The organism is Chitinophaga filiformis (genome assembly GCF_900102545.1).
Lineage (GTDB): Bacteria > Bacteroidota > Bacteroidia > Chitinophagales > Chitinophagaceae > Chitinophaga > Chitinophaga filiformis.
The window spans coordinates 133,509-149,283 of sequence record NZ_FNBN01000003.1 but is presented as its reverse complement, the minus strand read 5'-3'; the positions used below and the strand labels follow the sequence as shown (position 1 = coordinate 149,283).

Here is a 15,775-nt window from a genome sequence, read left to right as displayed (position 1 = left end):
CCACTACCCAGATATAACTATCCACGATCCGAAGACAAAAATTCACCCATTCAAATAATCATACACCTCCTTCAACAACACTTCCTCACTAACGTCCTTGAGCATCTTTGCTATACTTTGGGTTTCTGATGTAACCTCATCAATCACCTCAAACTCTGCATAATATTTCATGTTTTCCTGCGTACAATCTCTACACCCCCATGTTGAAACATAAACCAACTTATCTTTCTTCTTAAACCCGGTAGCATATAAATCAGCCTCCCAAAAGTCAACTGATTCAATAGCATCTTCTCCCAACATTTCTACAATCAAATTATATATGTATATAATACTCTGTTCTTTATTTTTTAAATCGTCCATACATCATCAATGTAAAGAGGGTGCCATCACTGACACCCTCCTATTGAAATATTTGATTGTTTATTAGTGTGCTTTATCCAGCTTATATCCTTTCGTTCCAAACCACACCACCACCGCAAAGCATATCAGTGGCAGAATATACGCCATCTGGATATTGGAATTATCAGAGATCAGTCCCATCAGCGGAGGGAAAATTGCCCCACCTACGATAGACATAATGATCAGTGATGATCCGAATTTGGTATCAGCTCCCAGGCCTTTAATACCCAGTGAGAAGATGGTCGGGAACATGATAGACATGAAGAACGGTACAGCCAGTACGGTCCATACTGCTATCTGTCCTTTGGTGGTCATGGCGATCAGGATCAATCCCACATTGATAGCGCCATACAATGTTAATAAGGTCTGTGGTTTGAATTTACGCATCAGGAATGTACCGAAGAAACGGCCAATCATGAAACCTAAACCTGCTATACTTAACATGGCGGCAGCTTCCTTCTCACCAATACCCGCGGTATACTTTGCAAAACGGATAAAGAAAGCATTTACTCCCACCTGTCCGCCAATGTAAAAGAACATTCCCACTACGGCGGCAACCAAGTGACGGTGTCTGAAAATATTTCCTTTCTCACTTGTTGTGGCATCTATGTTCTCGTCCTTTTGTTCGGTCAATTCCGGCATTTTGGTAAAGACGAAAAGTAGTGCAATTAACAGCACCACAATACCAATCACCAGATAAGGAATCTTTACTGTACCTGATTCACTTGCGAGATATTGTTGCAAAGCCACCGGAGACATAGCATTAAGTTGCTCTTTACTCAGTTCCACACCCGTTAAGATAAACTGAGAACCTAATAAAGGTCCTATCATTGCACCCACACCATTGAATGATTGTGCAAGATTAAGACGTTGCGTAGATGTATCCGGATTACCTAATATAGTTACATAAGGATTTGCAGCCGTTTCCAAGAAAGTAAGCCCGGTAGCAATAATAAACAGAGCACCCAGAAAGAAGCTATATTCACGGGCATTTGCGGCCGGAATAAACAAAAAAGCGCCCAATGCATACAGGGCCAATCCGAGGATGATACCCGCCTTATATCCAAACTTCTTCATCACCGCTCCTGCAGGCAATGCCATCAGGAAGTAAGCTGCAAAAACTGCAGAGTCAATAAATGCAGACTGCATGTCTGACAACTGGCAGGCCTTTTTCAGGTGTGGAATAAGGATAGGGCTCATGTTGTGAATCAGTGCCCAGAGAAAAAATAAACTGGTTACCAGTATGAATGGGAACAGGTAACTCTTTTTTGTATCGGTGTTTGCCTTAACTGTGGAAGTGGGCATTGCGGCTCCGGCCATATGTAATGTTTATATGATGAAAATTGCTGTTGGCAACTAGCTGATAGACCTGTCCAGATGTGTGTAACCGCCATCTACGTATACAATCTGACCAGTGGTATGGGATGACACATCAGACAACAGGAACACCGTCATGTTAGCGATCTCCTCTGAAGTAGTCATACGTTTTTCAAACGGGATCTTGGCTACGATAGAAGCCAGTTTCTCCTGTGGATTCGGTAAAGAGTTGATCCAGGTTTCATACAGTGGCGTCCATACTTCTGCAGGGATCACTGTATTTACGCGGATGCCATAAGGTACCAGCTCTACTGCCCACTCACGGGTCAGTGCATTGATACCACCTTTGGAAGCTGCATAACCGGATGTATTACCCTGACCAGTATCTGCTACTTTGGAACCGATATTCACGATGTTACCTTTGGTCGCTTTCAGGTGAGGTAATGCAAAGTGCGCCAGGTTATAGTAGTGAGAGATGTTCTTCTGCAAAGAAGCCATGAACTTCTCAGGACTACCACTCTCCAGACCTACACCATCGTTCACACCGGCGTTATTCACTAAACCATCGATACGGCCATATTTTTCAACGGTAAAATCGATCACCTTTTTACAGGCTGCGGCCACTCCCAGTTCTGCAGTTACCTGCACTGCTTTACCACCGGCAGCAGTGATAGCAGCTACTGTTTTATTGTTGTCTTCTGTGCTTCTACCGGCAATCACGGTAATACCACCCTCTGCAGCGATCAGTTTAGAGATCGCTTCACCAATACCTTTAGCACCGCCTGTAACTATAAATACTTTATCTTTTAATCCCAGATCCATGTGAACTGTTTAAATTGTTTTAATTGAGCAAGGCTCTACAGACCGTAGAACCTGACAGCGTTTCCGCCCATGATACCCGCCTTTTCATCTGCAGAAAGGCGGCTGATATAATCATTAACAATCCCTATTACTTCTGTATAACTGGCTGCCAGCTTACATACCGGCCAGTCAGAACCGAACATCAGGCGTTCAGGCCCAAAAGCTTCCAGCACGACGTCCAGGAAAGGTGTAAAATGCGCAGCATCCCACTTTTGCCAGTCAGCCTCTGTTACCAGTCCGCTTAGTTTACAATATACATGCGGATGTTCTGCAATCGCACGCATATGTGTTTCCCAGGCGCTGATATCTCCCGTTTTGAAATAGGGTTTGGCCATATGATCTATGACCAGCCGCTGATCGGGGAACAACTGAACAAAGGTTGCAACAGCAGGTAATTGCACGGGATATACCAGTATGTCGTAGGTAAAATCGTATTTTGATAATGCCCGTATTCCCTGACAGAAACCATTCCCGAGTATAAAAGCAGGATCAGGTTCTCCCTGTACAATATGCCTGAAACCCTTCAGCTTTTCAAATCGGCTGTAATGTTCCAGTCTTTCAGACAGGTTATCTGCACGAAGATCGACCCATCCTACTACACCTTTAATGAAATTGTGTTGAGCGGCCAGATCAAGCAGAAAATCGGTTTCTGTTTCCGACTGGTCTGCCTGTACAGCTACACAACCATCCACACCATTCTCCTGCAACACAGGCTGCAGATGATGTGGCAGAAAATCTTCCTGGATCACTTTCATATCGTCAGTGATCCAGGCATCCTTTACAGGGTGATATTGCCAGAAATGCTGGTGTGCGTCTATAATCATTTTTTCATAACGTTTAGCTTCCTTCCCAGGGCTATAAAGCTATACTTCCTTACTGCTATACCGCTTCATCAATGTAGTGAAAAAATCCTGTCCATCATCAGCCATTTTTCTCCCGGCTTTGCTACTGGCAGGGCCTTCTGATATTTCCACATCAGCTCCTCCCATTCCTGTACTTTAGGATTGCTAGCATCTGCTGCACCTTTCGCTTCAAAGGAGAAACTGTCATTCACCTCCATGATCATAAAGAGACGATCCATGATGCGGTAGATCTCCATATTAGTGATACCGCTATCTGTAATGCTCTTTTTTATCTCAGGCCATACCTCACGATGGTAGGCCTCATATTCAGCTATCAGGGCCGGATCATTCACCAGGTCCAATGCCAGGCAGTAACGTTTCATAGTGTTTATTTATACGCGACAGCCGTTTGTTTGGAGCTGCCTAATCCATCAATACCCAGTTCGATCACATCGCCTGGTTTCACATATACCTGTGGGTTCATACCCAGTCCCACACCTGCAGGTGTACCGGTAGAGATCACATCTCCCGGGAGCAGTGTCATGAACTGGCTCAGGTAAGATACCAGGAAAGGTATTTTGAAGATCAGGTTAGCGGTAGTACCGTCCTGCATGGTCTTACCGTTTACGGTCAGCCAGAGGCGCAGGTTATTAACATCTTTTACTTCATCTTTGGTTACCAGCCATGGGCCCAGGGGAGCGAAGGTATCACTGCTCTTGCCTTTTACCCACTGTCCGCCACGTTCCAGCTGGAAAGCGCGTTCGCTGTAGTCATTGTGCAATGCATAACCGGCTACATAATCCAGCGCATCTTTCTCATCAACATAGCTGGCTTTTTTGCCGATCACAACAACCAGTTCAACTTCCCAGTCAGTTTTTTCACTGTTACGTGGAATGATCAGATCATCGTTAGGTCCTACCAGGGCGGAAGTACTCTTGAAGAATACGATAGGTTCTGCAGGTATCTGTGCATTGGTTTCCTTTGCGTGGTCAGCATAGTTCAGGCCTATGCAGATGATCTTGGAAGGTCGCTGTACACAGGATCCCAGGCGTGTACCGGCAGGCACCTGCGGACAACTACCGCTGTTCTTTTCCCACCATACAGCCAGGCGCTGTAAACCATCTGTCTCAAAGAACTTTTCGCCGAAGTCTTCTCCAAATGCACTTACATCGAATGTACCTGCTTCTGTTACAATACCCGGCTTTTCTGCACCCGGTAAACCAAATCTGATCAGTTTCATATAAAAAATTACTGTTTATACGTTTTGCTATATGTGATGGCTGCTACGCAGCACATGCTATTATCTTAAATTGTTGATCTGTAAATGTCCGCTCTCTACTTTTATCTCTGTAGTATTGAGCAGTTGACCATCTTTCTCCAACGCTATAAAACATGCAGCCGGTTTGTCTTCTGACACAAGCACGCCTGCTTTGTAACCTGCTGGTACTGCCTGAGAGATGGTCCTGTTAGCACCGCCGAATTCAGCATAAATATGCACAGAATCTTTAGACGCCAGTGGTATCACCCTGACAATAAAGTCTGCGATGATTGTACCTGATTTCAAATTCTTCTTATAGGTCTCTTCCAGTTTCGCTTTTGCTGACACACTTACTTTTCCCAATCCCATCCTGTTTTCCGCATATTGCCATACTCCTGCGGGAGGTGTTCCTACGTGATTAATCTGCAGGTATCCCTTGTCATCCACGCTGGCGTGATAGTAACGGGTAGTACGGTTTTTCTTCAACACACCGATGTAACAGCTGTTTGGCTTGTCCCATACCAGGCGGTACAGGTCCTTCTCTTCAACATCTATTGCCAGCGGCAGCTCAAAGCTTTTTTCCTTTTTCTGACCATTTATTTCAAAGAGGATCTTAATCTCAGTGGTATCGGTCACCGGGAAAGATACGCTGACCTTTCCTGCTGGTGCTACTGGTTCAAAGGCCTCACCTGCTGAAGAAGTATCTTCTACTTCGTTGGATACCGGTTCCTGACGTGGACCACAGGCAAAGAATAAGGTTGCTGCAAGTAATAATGGCCAAACTTTCATGGAATTGTGCATTGATTTTCGAATGAAGAATTAAAAATGTGAATTACGAATATAACTAATCCCTCATTCGTAAAATGCATTTTGCAGATTCTTAATTATTCAGTCTGATAAATCCTCCATCCAGTGGATAGTCGCAACCTGTGATGAAACCTGCTTCCTCAGCACACAGGAACAAGGCCAGTGTGCCCACCTCATCCGGTTTTGCCATACGTCCGATTGGTTGTGTTTTTGACAGTTTATCAAACATTTCCTTTTCTTTACCCGGGTAGTTCTTCGCTATAAATCCGTCAACGAAAGGCGTATGTACACGTGCAGGCGACACACAATTACAACGGATGCCGTCCTGGATATAGTCTTTCGCTACAGAAAGGGTCATGGTCAGTACCGCACCCTTACTCATGGAATATGCGAACCTGTCGGGGATACCCACGCTGGACGCAATAGACGCCACGTTCAGGATCACACCACTTTTCTGTTCCTTCATTTGTTTTATCACCGCATACATACAGTTGTACGTACCTTTCACATTCACATTATATATCCTGTCCAGATCTTCTTCTGTAGTGGTTTCCAGCTTGCCTACATGGGCAATACCGGCACAGTTCACCAGGATGTCGATACGTCCTGCCGCAGCAATGATCTTATCCATCGTTTCGGTTACAGATGCCTGCTGTGCTACGTTACAACCGTATACCTGCGCCTTCCCTCCTGCCGCAGCAATATCTGCCGCTGTTTGCTTACCTCCGTCCTCATTCAGCTCAAGGATGTGTACATTAGCACCCTGCGCTGCAAATACCTTCGCAATTGCCTGTCCTATGCCGCTACCACCACCGGTGATCACAGCCACTTTATTGTCTAATCTAAACAGGTTCATATTTTGTCTGATTTAAGGGTTCTAAAATAACCCTTTTAAGAAGGCAAAAGCTATCCTTTTTTACCAGTAATTTGTACTTTATTACCATATTTATGAATATTTAAATAAAAAAAGGTTGAAAATCAATTACAGGATGCTCCTCAAGACAGTTATTTTATTGTTATATGTCATATTGACAAACAATATTTACTTAGCATATGCACAAAAGATCCCCCTGAATAAATACGGCTTGCCGGTGGTCAATACTGTTGCGCTGTATAAGGAGCTGGTATCAGCGGACAGCAACCAGGCCTTCGTAAACATTATGACTTACATCCCCGGTATCCGCAAGGACATCCGCTATGCTACTGCCAACAACTTTACCCATAAAGTATTATACCCCTATGCCGCTGTATACCTGCGTTTGCCCGCAGCTAAAGCATTGAAGGCCGTACAACTGGAACTGAATAAAAAAGGATTGGGACTACTAATATTTGACGGCTACCGGCCTTATAGCGTAACAGAAATGATGTGGGAAATCGTACCGGATGATCGTTATGCGGCAGACCCGCATGCAGGCTCAGGACATAACCGCGGTGTAGCAGTGGATCTGACCATTGTAGATCTGCGCACAGGTAAGCCCCTTCCGATGCCCAGCGGTTATGACGACTTTACAGAGAAAGCACATCATGACTATGCGGAACCCAATCCCGCGATAGCGGCCAACAGGGCACTACTGCGCAGTACAATGGAACGATATGGCTTTGTGCCGCTGGCTACAGAGTGGTGGCATTATTATCTGAAAGATCATAAGCTGTATCCACTGATGAACATTGCTTTTAAAGACCTCCAATAAAAAAGGCCCTGTCAGTTGACAGAGCCTCTTCATTCATATCAATGTTGCTTAATAGATCTTGTTCAGTGCATCCACATAAGCGTGCATGGAAGCGTTCACGATGTCGGTAGAATAACCATAGCCATAATAAGCCTGGCCATTGTGTTTCACGCGCATGTTCACTTTGCTCACATCTTTACTACCACCGCGCATAGACTGGATATTGAATTCATCGATATCAATCTGATCTTTGATGATCTCGTGAATAGCATTGATAGCAGCATCTACAGGACCATTACCTGCGGAACTGGCCTCTTTCTCTTCACCGTTGATCTTCAGTTTCACAGTTGCCATCGGGCGCAGCGGATCGCCACATACTACCTGCAGCAATGTTACCTTGATCGCTTTATCATCATAGTTCTTATCATCACCATCGCCCATCAGTTCCTGCAGATCAGCATCGTTGATATCTTTCCGCTGATCGGCCATTACCAGGAAGCGCTGATATACTTCATCCAGGTTGATCTTATCCAGTTTATAACCCAGGCGCTCCAGGTGATGTTTCAACGCATGACGGCCACTACGTGCAGTCAGGATGATTGAATTGGATGGGATACCTACATCTTCCGGATTCAGGATCTCATAGTTCTCGCGGTGTTTCAGCACGCCATCCTGGTGAATACCGGAGCTGTGTGCGAAAGCATTACGGCCAATGATAGCCTTGTTAGCCTGTACCGGCATACGCATCATGGTCTCTACCATGTTGCTGATACCATAGATACGTTTTGAGTTGATACCTGTGTGATAACCCAGTGCATGATGGGTTTTCAGGATCATCGCTACTTCTTCGAGGGAAGTGTTACCGGCACGTTCACCGATACCATTGATGGTACATTCCACCTGGCGTGCACCATTCATCACACCTGCAATGGTATTGGCAGTAGCCAGACCCAGGTCATTATGACAATGCACGGAGATGATCGCTTTATCAATGTTGGATACATTATCCATCAGGTATTTGATCTTGGCGCCATACTGGTCAGGAAGGCAGTAACCATTCGTATCAGGAATGTTCACTACGGTAGCACCTGCAGCAATTACAGCTTCGATCATTCTTGCCAGGTATTCGTTGTCGGCACGGCCTGCATCTTCTGCATAGAATTCAATATCATCCACATACTTGCGGGCATACTTCACAGCGTCTACAGCGCGTTTCAGGATGTCCTCACGGGTACTGTTGAATTTGTATTTGATGTGCATATCGGATGCACCGATACCAGTATGGATACGCTTACGTTTAGCAAAACGGAGCGCTTCTGCGGCAGCGTCAATATCCATGGTATTGGCACGTGTCAGCGCACAGATAACCGGCTCAGACACTGCTTTGGATATTTCAACCACACTCTGAAAATCGCCGGGACTGGAGATAGGGAACCCGGCTTCAATAACATCTACTCCAAGCGCTTCCAGTTCTTTCGCTACTTCAATTTTTTCAACAGTTGTCAGCTGACAGCCGGGCACCTGTTCACCATCACGGAGAGTAGTATCGAAGACGTATACACGATTCTTATCGCTCATCTTAAATTATTTGTGTTATTGGATAATTTACTTTAGTTGGCAATTGTGTTGGCTGTATTAACTCAGGTTCTCCAGCACTTTTGCACCCATTGCATCTGTACCCATCACGAAGTGATTTTCCGTATGCTTGTTCGCAATATCCATGGTACGGAAGCCTTGTTTCAATGTTGCTTCTACTGCCTTGATCACACGCAGTGATTCTGTTTTCAGTCCGAAGGAAATGTCCAGCATCAGTGCTGCAGACAGGATAGATGCCAGCGGATTGGCAATACCTTTACCTGCAATGTCATGCGCGGAACCGTGGATAGGCTCATAGAAACCTGTGCTATCGCCTACAGAAGCAGACGCCAGCATACCCATGGAACCAGCGATCTGAGAAGCCTCGTCGGTCAGGATGTCGCCAAACAGGTTAGCTGTCAGTACCACATCAAAACGTTTAGGATCTTTCACCAGCTGCATGGCAGCATTATCGATGAACATATGTTCTGTTTCCACATCGGGATATTCCTTCGCAAGTTCCTGTACTACTTCGCGCCACAGGCGGCTGGCTTCCAGTACATTCGCTTTATCTACAGAGCACAGCTTTTTACGGCGGTTGCGGGCAGCTTCATATGCTTTACGGGCGATACGTTCTACTTCATAGCGGTGATAGATCATCAGGTCAGAAGCAGTATTACGATCTTCCGAACGTTTCTTTTCACCAAAGTACACATCACCGGTCAGCTCACGGAAGAACAGGATATCTGCTCCGCGGAGTATTTCCGGTTTAATGCTGGATGCTTCCAGCAGTTCATCAAACAACTTAATAGGCCGCAGATTGGCGTATAAGCCCAGTTCCTTACGGATCTTCAGCAATCCCTGTTCAGGACGTACTTTCAGTGTAGGGTCGTTGTCGTATTTGGCATGACCGATAGCACCAAAGAGGATCGCATCACTTTTGCGGGCTTTGTCCAGTGTTTCATCAGGTAGCGGATTACCGGTAGCTTCGATGGCAACATGGCCCATTATGCCTTCTTCAAAAACAAAGTTGTGTTTGTAGTTTACAGCAATTGTTTCCAGTACTTTCTGGCCCCAGGCAGTTACTTCCTGTCCGATACCATCACCGGGAATTACCAGTATCTTTTTGTCTACGCCCATTTAGTTTAAAGTTGATTTAAATTGATGTTTACTTCATTGCACACCGCAGCGGTTTGCCGTTCCTCGAAAAGTACGGCGAAACAACTGAAGCAAAATGTTAAAAATTAAACTCGCGGCTGGCTTCGTAGGCTTCTATTTCTTTACGAAGACTCAACAGATAGTCAATATCATCATAGCCGTTGGTCAGGCATGTCTTTTTGTAAGGATTGATGTCGAACGATGTTTCTTCACCAGTGGCCACAATCTTCAGCGACTGCTTGTCCAGGTCTACTTCCAGTTTGGCAGCAGGATCTTTTTCGATAGCAGAGAAGATCTTGTCCAGGAATTCGTCAGTTACCTGGATAGGCAGGATAAAATTGTTCAGTGCATTGTTCTTGAAGATATCAGCAAAGAAGCTGCTGATCACTACTTTAAAACCATAGTCGGCGATAGCCCAGGCCGCGTGCTCACGGGAGGAGCCACAACCAAAGTTCTTACCTGCTACCAGGATCTCACCTTTGTAGATGGGATTGTTCAGCACAAAGTCCTTTTTAGGTGCATCGTTGCTTTCAAAACGCCAGTCACGGAAAAGATTTTCTCCAAAGCCTTCCCTTGTTGTTGCTTTCAGGAAGCGGGCAGGGATGATCTGATCAGTATCAATATTCTCTATCGCAATAGGAACTGCGGTGGATACCAGGTGTTGAAAATTCTTACTCATTATTTAATAGCCTTCAGGGAAGGTCTTTCATTTTACAAGTTAAAGATCTGAATTGATTTTTTCTGCTTTTACACGTAAGCGCACATACTTCGAGTACCATTTACCATCGCGGAAGTTGGTAGCCCGTAAGGCCTCCTGTACTTCCTGCAGAACAAGCAGCCTGTCTGTTTCCGGTACCTGTTCCAGGAGATGTGATCCGAACATCTGCAGCCATTCCACAATACCATTCTCAGGGTCTGCCAGTTCAGTTTCACGGTCAAAGTAAAGTACCTGGTTCACTCTGAAATCATATTCTTCCAGCAGGGATGTATATTCTCCTACGGAAGGGAAATACCAGAATGGCTTATAGCTATACCCTCTGCTATGCAGGGCTTTTTCCAGCGCGCCCGTGATATCGTTCACATTCCCTTTACCTCCCATTTCCAGCACCAGTCGCCCTCCGGGTTTCAGGTGCTGCCAGATACGGTCCAGTGCTTTTTCCTGCTGGCGTATCCAGTGCAGGGTAGCGTTCGTGAATACCGCATCGAATGTTTCAGGCAGGGAAAAGGAAGTAGCATCTCCCACTTTAAACGTGATATCCGGGAAGTGCTGTTGTGCACTGGCGATCATAGTGGCGGAACTATCCAGTCCCGTTACCTTCGCGCCGCTAGCCGCTATCTGGGATGTCAACTCGCCGGTACCGCAACCCAGGTCGAGGATGTGCTCCCCTTCCTTTGGCTGCAGCCATTCGATCAGGCTATTGCCGTATTCGAATACAAAAGCGTGCTTTTCCTTATATAATTCTGCGTTCCAGGACATCTTTTCAGTGATTATACCAGTTCTCTTACATCTGTTACTTTACCAGTGATAGCTGCTGCTGCTGCTGACAGCGGGCTAGCCAGGAAGGTACGGGCGTTAGGTCCCTGACGGCCTTCGAAGTTGCGGTTGGATGTAGAGATGCAATACATACCGGCAGGTACTTTATCTTCGTTCATACCCAGGCAGGCAGAGCAACCCGGTTGACGTAAATTGAAACCTGCTTCTTCAAATATTTTGTCAATACCTTCTTTCTTCGCCTGTGCTTCCACCTGTTTGGAACCTGGTACGATCCATACCACCACATCATCAGCCTTTTTCTTTCCTTTTACGAAGTCGGCCACCATGCGGAGGTCTTCGATACGGGAATTGGTACAGCTACCGATGAATACATAATCCACCTTTTTACCCAGCAGTCCGCTGCCTGGTTCCAGGCCCATATAGTCCAGGGATTTTTTGAAGGATGGCTTTTCCTTGTCTTCCAGGCTTTCCAGCGTAGGAATATGCTGGGTTACGCCAATACCCATACCCGGGTTGGTACCGTAGGTGATCATTGGCTCAATATCAGCCGCGTCGAAGGTCAGCGTTACATCGAAAGCAGCGTCTGCATCGGTGTACAGCGTCTTCCAGTAAGCCAGTGACTTATCCCAGTCTGCGCCCTTAGGAGCAAACTCACGGCCTTTAATATATTCGAAAGTAGTTTCATCTGGAGCGATCAGACCACCACGTGCACCCATTTCGATGCTCATGTTACAGATGGTCATACGAGCTTCCATGCTCAGGCTGCGGATCGCCTCGCCGGCATATTCCACGAAGTAGCCGGTAGCACCGGAAGCGGATATTTTAGAGATGATGTACAGGATGATATCCTTGGACACCACGCCTTTCTTCAGTTTACCGTTCACCTCGATCTTCATACGTTTCGGGCGGTATTGCAGGATACACTGGGTAGCCAGTACCTGTTCCACCTCGGAAGTACCAATACCGAAGGCAATGGCACCGAAAGCGCCGTGTGTGCTGGTATGGCTGTCGCCGCACACGATAGTCATTCCCGGCAGGGTAATACCCAGTTCAGGTCCGATTACGTGTACGATGCCCTGGTAAGGGTGCCCCAGACCGTAGAGCTCTACGCCGAATTCTTTGGTGTTGGTGGTCAGCATCTCTACCTGTTTGCGGCTCAGGGCCTCTTTAATAGGCAGGTGCTGGTCAATGGTGGGCACATTATGGTCGGCCGTAGCCCTGGTCTTAGCAGTACGGAAAACCGGTATACCTCTTTTGCGCAGTCCGTCAAATGCCTGCGGACTGGTCACTTCATGAATAAAATGCGTGTTGATGTATACTGCATCCGGAAAGCCGGGCTTGCTAACCACTACGTGGCTGTCCCAGATCTTGTCAAATAATGTTTTTCCCATCCGTAATTTTACATTTTGTTACGCCACGTGCTAAGATCGTGAGACATTGACACCGGCGAAATTGATAATTTTGTGCTTCCTTGTTTGTTTGTACCTTCAAAGCTAATAGTGAATGCTAATTACCATATAGCTAAATTTGACTTAATTACGATATATAACTAGGCCTGACATCGACTATTGTTTTGATTGTCAGTTAATTATAACATATTATTAACGATGTCCAACAACCAGCACGACGCCCTCTTTATATTAATTAAAACACTCACAAAAGCTGAAAAGCGCAATTTTCAACTTGCTTTTAATAAAAATAACACTAAGGAGGACGTTCTCTTTATTCAACTTTTCAATACGCTGGACAAATTAAAGGAGTATGATGAAGAACTGATCCTCAAGAAGATACCCGCCATTAAAAAGCAGCAGCTCAGCAATGTAAAGGCCCATCTTTACAAACAGCTGTTAACCAGCCTCCGCCTGTTGTACAAGCAGAAAGATCCATTGATTGACCTTCGGGAGCAATTGGATTATGCGCGCGTATTGTACAGTAAAGGGCTTTATAACCAGAGCCTTAAGATCCTTTCCCGGGCTAAAGCGATGGCCATTGAACAGGAAGAGGTAATGCTAAGTTATGAAATCATCGAATTTGAAAAGCAGATTGAGAGCCGGCACATTACCCGCAGCCTGGAAAACCGGGCTGACGAACTGAGCGCCGAGTCACGCCAGATAGAGCACCGCCTTAGCAATATCAGCCGTCTTTCCACGCTGGCCCTCCGTATGTACGGCCTGTACCTGAAACTGGGCCATGCCCGGGATAAAAAGGACGCCGACATGGTCAAGATGTTCTTCGAACAGGAATTGCCTCCCAACTTTGGTACAGACATGAGTTTCTATGAGAAGATCCACCTTTACCAGGCATATAGCTGGTATTACTACATCCTCCAGGACTTTGTCATGTTCTACCGTTACACCCAGAAGTGGGTGGACCTGTTCAAGGACTACCCTTCCCTGCAGCGGACCGATGTGGAACTGTACATCAAAGCCATGCACAACCTGCTGACTGCCCATTTCTATACCATGAACCATGAAAAGTTCATGCGGGATCTGGAAGAGCTGGAAACTTTCATTGCCGAGAACCTGGAAAGCTTCAATGAGAATACCAAGACCTCAGCCTTTGTGTACGTGTATACGGCACGTATTAACCATTACTTCCTGGAGGGGACCTTCAGCGAGGGACTATCCCTCGTACCGCAGCTGGAAACGGAAATCGCTGAGCATCAGCTGAAAATAGACCAGCACAGGGTACTGTTGTTCTACTACAAGATAGCCTGCCTGTACTTTGGCAGCGGGGATAATAACAAGGCGATCGATTATCTGAATAAGATCATTCACCTGCGTATAGGCAATCTGCGTGCTGATATTCAATGTTTTGCACGCATTCTTCACCTGATAGCCCACTATGAGCTGGAAAACTACAGCCTGGTGGAATACCTGATCAAATCGGTGTACCACTTCATTGCCAAGAATAAAGACCTTGGCCAGATGATGGAGGAGATCCTGAAATTCTTACGACGGAATATTTACGCGCATCCGAAAGCGCTGCGCAGTGCCTTTGCTGATCTGAAGGAAAGACTGGTGCAGTTGTCCCAGAATCCTTATGAGAGGCGGTCGTTCCTGTACCTGGATATTATTTCCTGGCTGGAGAGTAAGATTGAGGGGATACCGGTGCAGGAGATCATTCACCGGAAATTTGTCAGGAAGGAGAAGAGGATATAATATCGTCCGGAATGTAAAGTCAATCCTGAACCTCACTATAAAAACTGTAAAGTTTTTCTGTACTAAGACAGAAGCCGTATTGATATCGCTCTAACTTGCATATGGCTTGCATTATCTTCCGATCAAGTCGGAGGATTATCGGAAGATAATGCAAGTCATATGCAACTTTGTAGCAACTCAGATAGGAACCAATACGCCCTGTACCTACCTGAACAAAGTATAACCGGCAAATATAAAATTACACCCCTTCAGTTGGCTCCGTCTTCGAATCAGCCAGACCGGTATCAGCTACATCCGTCTGATTACTAACGTTTTCATTATCATTCCCGTTCCCATTGCCATTCTTATCTGCCGGCAGTGGATCTTTATACTGCACTTTTTCTTTGACGTTGAACAGCGTTTTAAACACCTCCTCCAGTTTCTCAGACGCTTCTTTTGAGAACAGGCCTACCAGGCAGGCTATCGCCATCATACCGTAAGGATTCAGCGGCACACTGTCACGCTGTTCGGTTGCCTCGCTCTTTTCTGCAGCAGGTATTGCAGCGGTGGAATCGGAAGCTGTAGCAGTGGAGTCCGCAGCTGTAGAATCCTGGGTGGTGGCACCATGAACGGTGGATTCTTCCGGTACGGAGCTGGCGCTTACTTCTCCTTCTGTAACAGCCGGCGTGGAAGTAGCTTCTGTTACCTGATTGTTTTCAGGCAGTTCAGGCGCTACCGGCGGACTGTAAGTCAGGATGCCGCCTCTCAGCAACATATAGAAGAACATCGCCATACCGGCTCCGATCAAGGGCCTTAACAAGTACCAGGGAATCCAGGTTGTTACGAATGTGCGGTTACCTACAAAGGCAGTAAATGAGATAATGAGATGGACATTAGCGCCCAGGGCTCCACCCAGTACCATCAGCAGTAGAAAACGGTGTTCTGCAGTAATAGTATAGATACTTCCGAATAGTTTGAAAGGGTCTTTACTGCTCACATAACCAGAAGGCCAGATGCAGATGATAGTGTAAAAAAGGAGGATGGCCATTACGCCGAAAAGGATAGTTAGGGTAATAATCCAGGCACGGTCTTTAGCAGACCGGGTTTGCTGTGATGTGTTGGACATAGGTATTTATTAATAGCGTTACGTTGGATAGTAGTATTATCAAACAGCCACACTATTGCTTATGACAACGGTGTGGCTGTTTAGTATTTGTTCGACGCTTGTTCGACGCTTGTTCGACGCATCTTCG

At 46.0% G+C, this 15,775-nt stretch carries 16 protein-coding genes; 2 read left to right on the top strand and 14 right to left on the bottom strand.

All coding sequences use genetic code 11. The features are described from left to right. Positions 1-42 precede the first annotated feature (42 nt). The 8 genes from BLR32_RS13020 to BLR32_RS12985 all read right to left on the bottom strand — a co-directional run bounded on the left by BLR32_RS13020 (position 43) and on the right by BLR32_RS12985 (position 6,340). On the bottom strand, positions 43-360 hold the full coding sequence (locus BLR32_RS13020; protein WP_089832415.1) for a hypothetical protein: 318 nt from the start codon (positions 358-360) through the stop codon (positions 43-45). 63 nt (positions 361-423) lie between these two features. Next, positions 424-1,719 (bottom strand): L-fucose:H+ symporter permease, encoded by a 1,296-nt coding sequence (fucP, locus tag BLR32_RS13015; protein ID WP_089832413.1) that lies wholly within the window; start codon positions 1,717-1,719, stop codon positions 424-426. Positions 1,720-1,755: 36 nt separating this feature from the next. Beyond that, positions 1,756-2,538 (bottom strand): L-fucose dehydrogenase, encoded by a 783-nt coding sequence (locus BLR32_RS13010; protein ID WP_089832412.1) that lies wholly within the window; start codon positions 2,536-2,538, stop codon positions 1,756-1,758. A 35-nt stretch (positions 2,539-2,573) separates the two neighbouring features. Then, the gene (locus BLR32_RS13005) at positions 2,574-3,401 is read right to left on the bottom strand and encodes an amidohydrolase family protein (RefSeq protein WP_089832409.1); all 828 of its coding nucleotides are present in this window, start codon (positions 3,399-3,401) and stop codon (positions 2,574-2,576) included. 68 nt (positions 3,402-3,469) lie between these two features. After that, positions 3,470-3,802 carry an L-rhamnose mutarotase gene (locus BLR32_RS13000; protein WP_089832407.1) on the bottom strand — a complete coding sequence of 111 codons (333 nt, stop codon included), beginning with the start codon at positions 3,800-3,802 and terminating at the stop codon, positions 3,470-3,472. A gap of 5 nt (positions 3,803-3,807) precedes the next feature. Then, positions 3,808-4,659 (bottom strand): fumarylacetoacetate hydrolase family protein, encoded by an 852-nt coding sequence (locus BLR32_RS12995; RefSeq protein ID WP_089832405.1) that lies wholly within the window; start codon positions 4,657-4,659, stop codon positions 3,808-3,810. Between the two features lie 60 nt (positions 4,660-4,719). Further along, positions 4,720-5,466 carry a hypothetical protein gene (locus BLR32_RS12990; protein WP_143011461.1) on the bottom strand — a complete coding sequence of 249 codons (747 nt, stop codon included), beginning with the start codon at positions 5,464-5,466 and terminating at the stop codon, positions 4,720-4,722. A 91-nt stretch (positions 5,467-5,557) separates the two neighbouring features. Next, positions 5,558-6,340, bottom strand: coding sequence for an SDR family NAD(P)-dependent oxidoreductase (locus tag BLR32_RS12985; RefSeq protein WP_218124192.1), 783 nt, complete (start codon positions 6,338-6,340; stop codon positions 5,558-5,560). A gap of 133 nt (positions 6,341-6,473) precedes the next feature. On the opposite strand from BLR32_RS12985, the gene BLR32_RS12980 reads away from it, so the two are divergent. Then, positions 6,474-7,175 (top strand): M15 family metallopeptidase, encoded by a 702-nt coding sequence (locus tag BLR32_RS12980; RefSeq protein WP_143011460.1) that lies wholly within the window; start codon positions 6,474-6,476, stop codon positions 7,173-7,175. Positions 7,176-7,223: 48 nt separating this feature from the next. Here BLR32_RS12980 and BLR32_RS12975 read toward each other — a convergent pair whose 3' ends face one another. The 5 genes from BLR32_RS12975 to leuC all read right to left on the bottom strand — a co-directional run bounded on the left by BLR32_RS12975 (position 7,224) and on the right by leuC (position 12,773). Beyond that, positions 7,224-8,732 (bottom strand): 2-isopropylmalate synthase, encoded by a 1,509-nt coding sequence (locus tag BLR32_RS12975; RefSeq protein WP_089832399.1) that lies wholly within the window; start codon positions 8,730-8,732, stop codon positions 7,224-7,226. A gap of 57 nt (positions 8,733-8,789) precedes the next feature. After that, positions 8,790-9,869, bottom strand: coding sequence for a 3-isopropylmalate dehydrogenase (gene leuB, locus BLR32_RS12970; RefSeq protein WP_089832397.1), 1,080 nt, complete (start codon positions 9,867-9,869; stop codon positions 8,790-8,792). Between the two features lie 97 nt (positions 9,870-9,966). Next, the gene (leuD, locus tag BLR32_RS12965) at positions 9,967-10,566 is read right to left on the bottom strand and encodes a 3-isopropylmalate dehydratase small subunit (RefSeq protein WP_089832395.1); all 600 of its coding nucleotides are present in this window, start codon (positions 10,564-10,566) and stop codon (positions 9,967-9,969) included. Between the two features lie 39 nt (positions 10,567-10,605). Continuing rightward, a complete protein-coding gene (locus BLR32_RS12960; RefSeq protein WP_089832393.1) occupies positions 10,606-11,364 on the bottom strand; it encodes a class I SAM-dependent methyltransferase in 759 nt (252 codons plus the stop codon). 11 nt (positions 11,365-11,375) lie between these two features. Then, the gene (gene leuC / locus BLR32_RS12955; protein WP_089832391.1) at positions 11,376-12,773 is read right to left on the bottom strand and encodes a 3-isopropylmalate dehydratase large subunit; all 1,398 of its coding nucleotides are present in this window, start codon (positions 12,771-12,773) and stop codon (positions 11,376-11,378) included. A gap of 216 nt (positions 12,774-12,989) precedes the next feature. On the opposite strand from leuC, the gene BLR32_RS12950 reads away from it, so the two are divergent. Beyond that, entirely contained in the window at positions 12,990-14,543 is a 1,554-nt protein-coding gene (locus BLR32_RS12950; RefSeq protein WP_089832389.1) for a hypothetical protein, read from the top strand. 238 nt (positions 14,544-14,781) lie between these two features. On the opposite strand, the gene BLR32_RS12945 is transcribed toward BLR32_RS12950, so the two are convergent. Next, positions 14,782-15,648: a hypothetical protein gene (locus BLR32_RS12945; RefSeq protein WP_089832386.1), complete on the bottom strand. Its 867-nt coding sequence runs from the start codon at positions 15,646-15,648 to the stop codon at positions 14,782-14,784. Positions 15,649-15,775: the final 127 nt, after the last annotated feature.